Here is a 7,733-nt window from a genome sequence, read left to right on the forward strand (position 1 = left end):
AGGAAAAATGAAATCTGATGGATTTTTTATAGCTATTTTATTTAGCTTATCTTCGAAATCTCTGAGCGGATGTGATAAAGAATCAAAAAGTCTTTACCGGTTCGTTTCAATACGCTGAATATGTTCCCAGCTTTTTCTGTGCCAATAGTTCATAGCTGTCGCTATTATTTTTATTACAATATTGAGCGGATGAAAAAATACTATCTCAAATATAGAAATCAGAAACAAAATCCATCGCTGTTTGCCGTTAATCGGTTCCACTTTATACCGATTAACAGCACTTACAAGAATTGCCTGTATCCATATAACAATCAACGTATATAGGATAGTTGCCTGTATGGTGAATTGAAGATTCAAAATATCCAGTAAATTGGCTGCGATTAAGGTAGCCACCCCAATGATCTCCAAAAACGGTGCAAGAAGTTCATACAAAATGAAAAATGTACCGGATGTGATTCCAGCCCATCCATAATTTTTATTTCCAAGCATATATTTATGAAATTTCATACTTTGCAGCAGCCCGATATGCCAACGCCGCCTTTGATGATAGTAGTCTTTATATGTAAACGGCAGCTGCGTCATGCACTTTGCTTCCGGAGCATATGCGATGTGATATTCTTTTCCCTGTGAAGCACAAAACGCATGGAGACGCATGGTCAGTTCCATGTCCTCTCCAATTGTATTTACTTGGTAGCCACCAACCCGTTTCACTAAATCAGTATCAAACATGGCAAACGCACCGGAGACAATAATATTCGCATTGATATGATCGAACATTATTCTTTGCATATAAAATGTCCGATAATATTCTAATATTTGGAAAACAACCAGTGCTTTCTTCAAAAAAGTAAGTTTTGGATAATTTTTCAAATTTTCACTGCCAACAGCACCTGCACAAACAATGGTTTTGGGATTCATCAAAAAGCAACTCATCATTATGCGGATGGAGCCTCGTTGAACTTTTGTATCAGCGTCCAGCATAACGCAGTATGGGCTATGACAAATATTTAGTCCGCAGTTAAGCGCATCTGATTTTCCACCGTTTTCCTTATGTATAAAAATAAGCGTTTTTTCATCAAATACTTTTCGATATTGACGAAGAATCGGTTTTGCCTTCAATTCAAATTCAGACAAAACAGGTTCTTTTATCAGTCCGAATCTCTTTACTACAAGAGATTCCATGTTATCATTTGAGCCATCATCTACTACAATAATTTCCAGATTCGGATAATCTTCCTCAAATAAAGCTTCGATTGTTTCTGTTATACAAGCCGCCTCGTTGTATGCGGGAATAATAACGCTAACCGGAATCCGTTTGGCAAATGCGGTGGGAAATAGTTCTCGATTAAGCGTTTTATTTTTCTTATATTTTTCAAGGCGATAAATCGAGATACAGAGACTGATTCCCATTTGGAAAAGATAGATTACTGTATATACAAAAAACAAGACAAATAAAACACGTATCATATAAATCAGCATCATCTTTTTATCCCACCTTACACACAGCCTTTACAGGAACTTCTTCGGAAACTTTATTTTCGCTTAGGCCAATTGCTTTTACCCATGCCTGTTCCAGCTTAGATTGCTGACTGCACTTATAGATGAATTGGTTAATTGTATCCGAATGAATTCCCATTTGACATAGGTATTTCAAAATCAAACATCGTGTCTGCACATCCTCTTTTACCAGAGAGTCAATTTTATATTCCATAAGAGACTGCATATATTTTGACATTTTTTGTTGTTTATGCAATGTATATTGCGAACTGAGTTTTATGTAACATTCACAGATATAAGCGAACAGGAAATCGTCCTGTGCTAACCTCATAATGAGGGATGCTTCTGCAGGTTCTTTTTTGGAACGAAAAAGGAAAAAATCACAAATTATTTTTTTCTTTTTCTCTGCCTTTTTTTCTCTGTTCCTATCCAAAAGCAATTTAACACATAAACAAAGTAAACTATATCCACATAGAGTATACAATATAACCATATAAAAATTATGAATCACCATATCAGTCACCTCCAAACGCTTTTTGAAGCAGATAGTATGATTCCTTTAACCGTTCATGAAACTGCGGGGTTTTCCAGCCTTTTAATTTATATGTACCGAAATCAGTCACGCTTTCCTGATTGTCATAGTAGACAGCCGCATAAATCTCCTCGATTTTCAAACCCTTGATATTAAAATCGTTTTTGTGATAATCATCAATTACCATACATTTAGAAGGGTCATAAAAATTCAGAAGCGCCCACGGGATTCTAACCTCTACGATATCACCGTTGATGCAGTAATCTGCGTTGGAATCATAATTCTCACTGTTCGGATTAGCGTTCCCATGCTTTAACATCCCAACCTTTTCAAGAGGCTTTTCATTCAAAAGGAAGTTATTTACACTGCCACTTGCTCTGGAAGCAACATGAAATGTATCGGTATTATTTTTCAACGGCAGCATCAATTCCTCAGCTTTTTTATAAATATCGGTAACTGCCGCACTTTTGTTTTTGATCGCAATCGAATAAACAGCCAAATCCGAATCGTCATGAACCAATAGCTTACTGCCTTTTTCTGCATTGATTTGAATCAAAAAATCCACCGGGATGGCAAAGTCTAAGTTTTTTGTATAGGTTGTTCCTGCGTTTGGCAGAACATCCAGTGCAAGATTAATAGAATTGCCACTTTTAATATCAGATAACCCTTGCACCATAAAATAAATATATTTTTCATCCGATTTCATACTGAGTTTCGTATCATTATTTTCTAATACAACATCTTCTTTCGACCATTCTGAAATTTTTCCATCCGGATAGTTTTCAGCCTTGCCATCTCCCGGCTCAAATGCAAGCAATCCGTAAAACTGCTCTATACTCTGTGCATTACTCCAGCTTGCTCTGCCATCCGGATCGGACAAATTTTTTTCATTCCATGAACGCTTAAACCATTCGTCCTGCCATGTGAATACCATCCCTCCAGCGCAACCCGCTTTCTGAATATCCTCATACATCTTCAGCAAGGCAATACCTTGTTCGGTTTCGTTATTTCCACCCTGCGATAAATTTCTCCACACATCTTTATATGCTGGGCTTCTGGAAGCAGGAACTCCGTATTCGGTGATAATAACCGGACAGGAATGATGATCAACAAGCTCCATCAGATATTTCCGATAGGGATTTCGATTACCTTCGTCATCAATATACTCCGTATATTTTCCATACTGAAGGCTGGCAGGAAAGTAGGGATAGACATTATAAGAAGCGAACATCCCACTCTCCACCTTATCGGAAAGTTGTAGATTTTCAAGGTCAATAAAGGCTTCTGTATTTTCTGTAACTGATGCAACCGATAGTTTGGGGGATACCTCATTTACCAGTGGATCTGTTTCCGGCCAGTTGGCAAAGGAGAGAAGTTTCTGGGTTCCGTAAGTTTCATCTTCATATTTTAAAAGATAATCTCCCCACTGAGAGAAGAAAATCTCGAAGGCATTTGCCTCCTGCCTACTGGATATATAGGTTCCTTGATAAGGCGCAATCCCTTCATTAAAACGACATACATAATCTACAAACATTTCGTCCCATTCCACGCCTAAAACATATCCTAATACATAGTCGGAAACATCATTACTATAGTAATACATTTTTCCTGTGTCTGTATCAAACGTTATATTTTCCCCATGTAATGCATCAACTGTCTTTTTGGTTTCTTGAAAGACTTTGTTTTTCTGCTTCGGATTCAGCAAATTTTCTTCCGAAAACATCAAATCCTCACTAAAATCTACACCTTGAACGAGATAAATTTTATTTTCATGAGTTTCATTATATTGGGCAAAGGCTTTATAAAACCATGGCGATTGTATTTTATAAACCCGGATCGTATTGGCATTCATTTCCCCGATCAGGTTGAACCATCGAGCATAGGTTTCCTCACTGATACCGAATTCATTTGGAAACACTCCCGGATAACCGGTTCCCATATTGACGCCTTTTATCTCAAAATCCGTCCAGCTTCCATCTTGCAGAATTTCTATTTTTTTCTGATTGGTTCTGAATATATTATCTTTTTCACTTTTATTTCCATCAAAACAATGAAATATCAAGCATATACAAATAATACACAAAACAGCTGTCATGACGCTGATTGTAAATCCTTTTTTCATGTTCTTCATCTTCGCTTACCTTACAATCGCTATATATTCTTTAAAATGCTCATCCATCCATTTGCCTCTTTCTATAACGAATGTTTTCATCTTTTCTATATCACCATAATAGAGAGAATAATCTCCATCATACCATTTATCACAATTTCTAATCACTGCGCTGCCTAAGTACATACTGCTCTCGTCTATATATTTAAGCAGATATTCTTCCGATAAAACCGTCTTGCGAAGCTCCTTATAGCGTTCACAGCATCGTTTCACAAATTCAGGATTATGAGTAAGATAAAAATAGTAAAATGTAGCACCTGTTTCTATCAGATCAGGAGTAAAATTCATTCCCGTATAGTTATTAAACGCAGCATCGAAGTCCCACACCGGTCCTATAGAAAATTTACCGCCTAAATTTTTATAGAGATAGGTGGAGCGTGTTCCGGCATCATAATTCTGAAAAAATTCATTGATAATATAATAATCTACAAAGCTGTCCAAATCGGTGCGTTGATTCACCTTTTCCCAATTATCGGAATACTCCGCATCGTAAAGTGTTTTTTCAAATTGGAGTATCTCTTTTTGTATATATTGCAATGAGGAATCCGTAATCTTTTCCACATCAGGATATTCCAAATTGGCAGAATACACATCAACATCATCCGGTTTCAGATGATCGATCCTTGCATCATCAATCCGTCTATTCATCTGCACAACAAAAGAGGTTTCCGTATATTTCGGATTGTAGGGTGTCAAGTCCAATCGTTCTTTCGAAACCTTTGGTTTTTCTATCATGGTATACAGCCCCTGATATTCCAACTCACCGTCTGCATTTGTCAGAAACACCTCGCAAAGTCGGCATTGAGGTGCATAATCCATAATTTCAGAAGAAATATTATACATCATGTAGTTGCGAATTTGGGAATAGTCTATATAGCTTCCGTTTAGTACCCAAGTGGTTTCTGCCGGCATACCGAAAAAAGCTGTTTCCTGCGGAATGCCGGCATCATCTACCGTTCGGATTGCATATTGTTTTTTGGGAAAATAACGTGAAGAATTTCCACGAACGTTAATCGCCATTCTGCCGGTTTGGGTTGGGGCATCGTCTGAACGGTTTAAGTGATTGTTATTGTCAATCACAGCAAATTCACAGTATAATTCCTGATCGGTAGGCCTATCTGCACCCGGAATCACATTGCCGTCCGCTTTTAAAACAATCAGCGGCAGATGGGAAGTCAGAACACCGTTGTCATCAAAACCGATGATTTCTTTATTTTCCGCAGGGAAACTTTGATGCTGATGAACAACCAAGGTATCTACTTTAGGATAAAGGGGCAGGAGCGCAACTATCACACATAAAGTAAGCACCACACCAAGCATAAGCCATTTTCTTCTCATAACAGAATCGCTCCCTTATACACTTGCTTTATCTTCCTGTAAAACAAAGTTTGCACACTCAATTTTTTTGCAAGCATACAATTCTTTGAGAAAATCATCTGTTTTGGTCTTTTCAAATTGTTTCAATTCATAGATAAATTCTGCATATTCACTGGTTGTATTTTGAACTGAGATTCGGCTGTTTTTGAAATAGCGGTAGGTAACCGATTTCACATATTCCATTGCATCAACTTCACAGCGAATAATTAAAATATATCTTCTTTCCTCTTTGACAGCTTTTGCAAGAATAAAGAATAAAAAGAGAACCACCGTGCTGGCAATCGCAATCACATACTGTGCAACTCCGCAGCAGATGCCAACCATAATACTCCAAAAGATGAACATGGCATCACGTGGGTCTTTGATAGCTGTACGAAAACGAATGATTGACAACGCACCAACCATACCCAAAGATAAAGCAATATTATTCGTGATAACTGCCATAATCGCTGTAGTGATGATCGCCATAGCAACCAGTGAAAGGTTAAAGTTACTGTTATAGGAAACCTTGCTTGATGTAAAATAGTATGCAATATAGATAGTAGCCCCAATCACAAGTGCCATAAAAAGCTTAATGGCAACATCAAAAAAAGACACAGTACTTCCCGCTAAAAGATTTTCAACAATAAATTCCTTCATTTCTACTCTCTCCCTATATCATGTATTTATAAAACGTTCTTCCGTTAAAATATTTACTGAAAGATGTGGTGGATTTTTTTACTCCGGCTAACGCCTCTTTTATATATCCAAAAAGGAAGTTATTATATTTTACTTCCATAATCGTCTGATCTGACGAAAGAATTGGATAAGTCAGCAGTTTCTCTTGAAACAAATCAAAATTGCTCTCAGTGGCTCGTATATCGGTGTCAAATGTAATCCTCGTATGATTACCGGCAGCACAGTAGGACACTCTTTTGTATTGTATAATCACTTTCGGTGCCATCCCCTGAGAAAGTTTTATGTAAAAATACATGGCCAGCGGATCATTACTTTGCAAAAGGACGTTGTAATTTCCGACACATAAATTTTCCAATGTGTTTCGATCGATCAACATACTGTCTTTTGTTTGTAATTCTCCATTCTTCCTTTTGCTTTCCAACTTTATGATACGGTCATTCGTTCCGTAAATCCTTGCCCGAATTTTTTCATGCTCTTGCAAGCCTTCTTCTTTTTCAGCGCAAGCTCGATCAGAAAAGGTATCAAAATAAAGCGATCGGATCTCATAGCCGTCCGCCGAAACACAGTAGGGGTCTTTCGGCATAACTGCGCCAATGCTCTTTTGTGCAAGAACACGTTCCTGACTGTTTAATATAAATTTTTGCTCGGTTCTTTTTACCTGCACGATATTATTCCTTCCTCATCTCGAATAAATTTCCTGCGGCATAAATTCCAAAATCTCCACCTCAAACATCGCCGGAAATTCAGTATCAGCATCCGGACTTCCGGGCCATTCTCCTCCTACCGCAAGATTAAAAATAAAATACATCGGTTCATCTGGAACATTCTCCCGAATCGTATAGACTACTTCATTTTCCAGATACCAGATCATTTCTTCCTGCGTCCATTCAAATGTAATACGGTATGTTTCCGGTATTTTATCAACTGGAAAGGTATGTCTAAAAAAATCTCTTGATTTTTCACTTTCCTCCATGTAATGTAGCACTCCATAAAATATGTTGGGTTCATTCCCAATCAGTTCATAAATATCTACTTCCGGATAATCGGAATTGGTATCGGATGGCAACATCCAAATTGCAGGAAACAATCCTACGCCTTTCATAGTATTTACACGAAAAGAAAATCTTCCATAACGAAAAGCAGATACGGATTCTGCTTTTCCGGAGAGATATACCTCTCCCATTTTATCAGCAGTCATGCGAATATGCGTCTCGTCAATTTGTACCTGTGAAGAAATATACTGCTGAATCTCATTATTGGGTGATTTTAAAGCATCAACGGCAACAAACATCGCATCGTCTTCCGAGGTTTCCACAGCATCTGTAGAAACCTCAGAAAATTCTGTGTTGGACGGCTGTTCCATTTCAACTGTTTCTGCATTTTCATCCATCACAATGACATCTTCATCCTCTAAATGGGATAAACTGGTTCCAATTAAGCAACCGGCAATCACGATAAATAAAACTCCGAATATTAAAA

General features: G+C 37.6%; 7 protein-coding genes. All 7 read right to left on the reverse strand.

All coding sequences use genetic code 11. The features are described from left to right. Positions 1–93: 93 nt before the first annotated feature. Positions 94–1,482: a glycosyltransferase family 2 protein gene (locus QZZ35_RS07655; RefSeq protein ID WP_216402211.1), complete on the reverse strand. Its 1,389-nt coding sequence runs from the start codon at positions 1,480–1,482 to the stop codon at positions 94–96. 4 nt (positions 1,483–1,486) lie between these two features. Then, complete coding sequence (locus QZZ35_RS07660; protein ID WP_291236863.1) at positions 1,487–1,711, reverse strand: hypothetical protein; 225 nt, start codon at positions 1,709–1,711, stop codon at positions 1,487–1,489. A gap of 301 nt (positions 1,712–2,012) precedes the next feature. Then, a complete protein-coding gene (locus QZZ35_RS07665; RefSeq protein ID WP_291236864.1) occupies positions 2,013–4,151 on the reverse strand; it encodes a hypothetical protein in 2,139 nt (712 codons plus the stop codon). 15 nt (positions 4,152–4,166) lie between these two features. Next, positions 4,167–5,537 (reverse strand): CotH kinase family protein, encoded by a 1,371-nt coding sequence (locus QZZ35_RS07670; protein WP_291236865.1) that lies wholly within the window; start codon positions 5,535–5,537, stop codon positions 4,167–4,169. 15 nt (positions 5,538–5,552) lie between these two features. Next, the gene (locus QZZ35_RS07675) at positions 5,553–6,215 is read right to left on the reverse strand and encodes a DUF4956 domain-containing protein (RefSeq protein WP_291236866.1); all 663 of its coding nucleotides are present in this window, start codon (positions 6,213–6,215) and stop codon (positions 5,553–5,555) included. Between the two features lie 13 nt (positions 6,216–6,228). Then, on the reverse strand, positions 6,229–6,918 hold the full coding sequence (locus tag QZZ35_RS07680) for a polyphosphate polymerase domain-containing protein (RefSeq protein WP_291236867.1): 690 nt from the start codon (positions 6,916–6,918) through the stop codon (positions 6,229–6,231). A gap of 15 nt (positions 6,919–6,933) precedes the next feature. Further along, positions 6,934–7,733, reverse strand: an 800-nt coding sequence (locus QZZ35_RS07685; protein WP_291236868.1) for a glycoside hydrolase family 16 protein, incomplete at its 5' end; no start/stop codon positions are given.

The sequence above is a fragment of the Frisingicoccus sp. genome (assembly GCA_016298055.1).
Classification (GTDB): domain Bacteria; phylum Bacillota; class Clostridia; order Lachnospirales; family Lachnospiraceae; genus Frisingicoccus.

Excerpts from the sequence above, each read along its gene's own strand:
- QZZ35_RS07655 (WP_216402211.1), bottom strand. The coding sequence starts at position 1,482 with ATGATGCTGATTTATATGATACGTGTTTTATTTGTCTTGTTTTTTGTA.
- QZZ35_RS07660 (WP_291236863.1), bottom strand. The coding sequence starts at position 1,711 with ATGGAATATAAAATTGACTCTCTGGTAAAAGAGGATGTGCAGACACGA.
- QZZ35_RS07665 (WP_291236864.1), bottom strand. The coding sequence starts at position 4,151 with ATGAAAAAAGGATTTACAATCAGCGTCATGACAGCTGTTTTGTGTATT.
- QZZ35_RS07670 (WP_291236865.1), bottom strand. The coding sequence starts at position 5,537 with ATGAGAAGAAAATGGCTTATGCTTGGTGTGGTGCTTACTTTATGTGTG.
- QZZ35_RS07675 (WP_291236866.1), bottom strand. The coding sequence starts at position 6,215 with ATGAAGGAATTTATTGTTGAAAATCTTTTAGCGGGAAGTACTGTGTCT.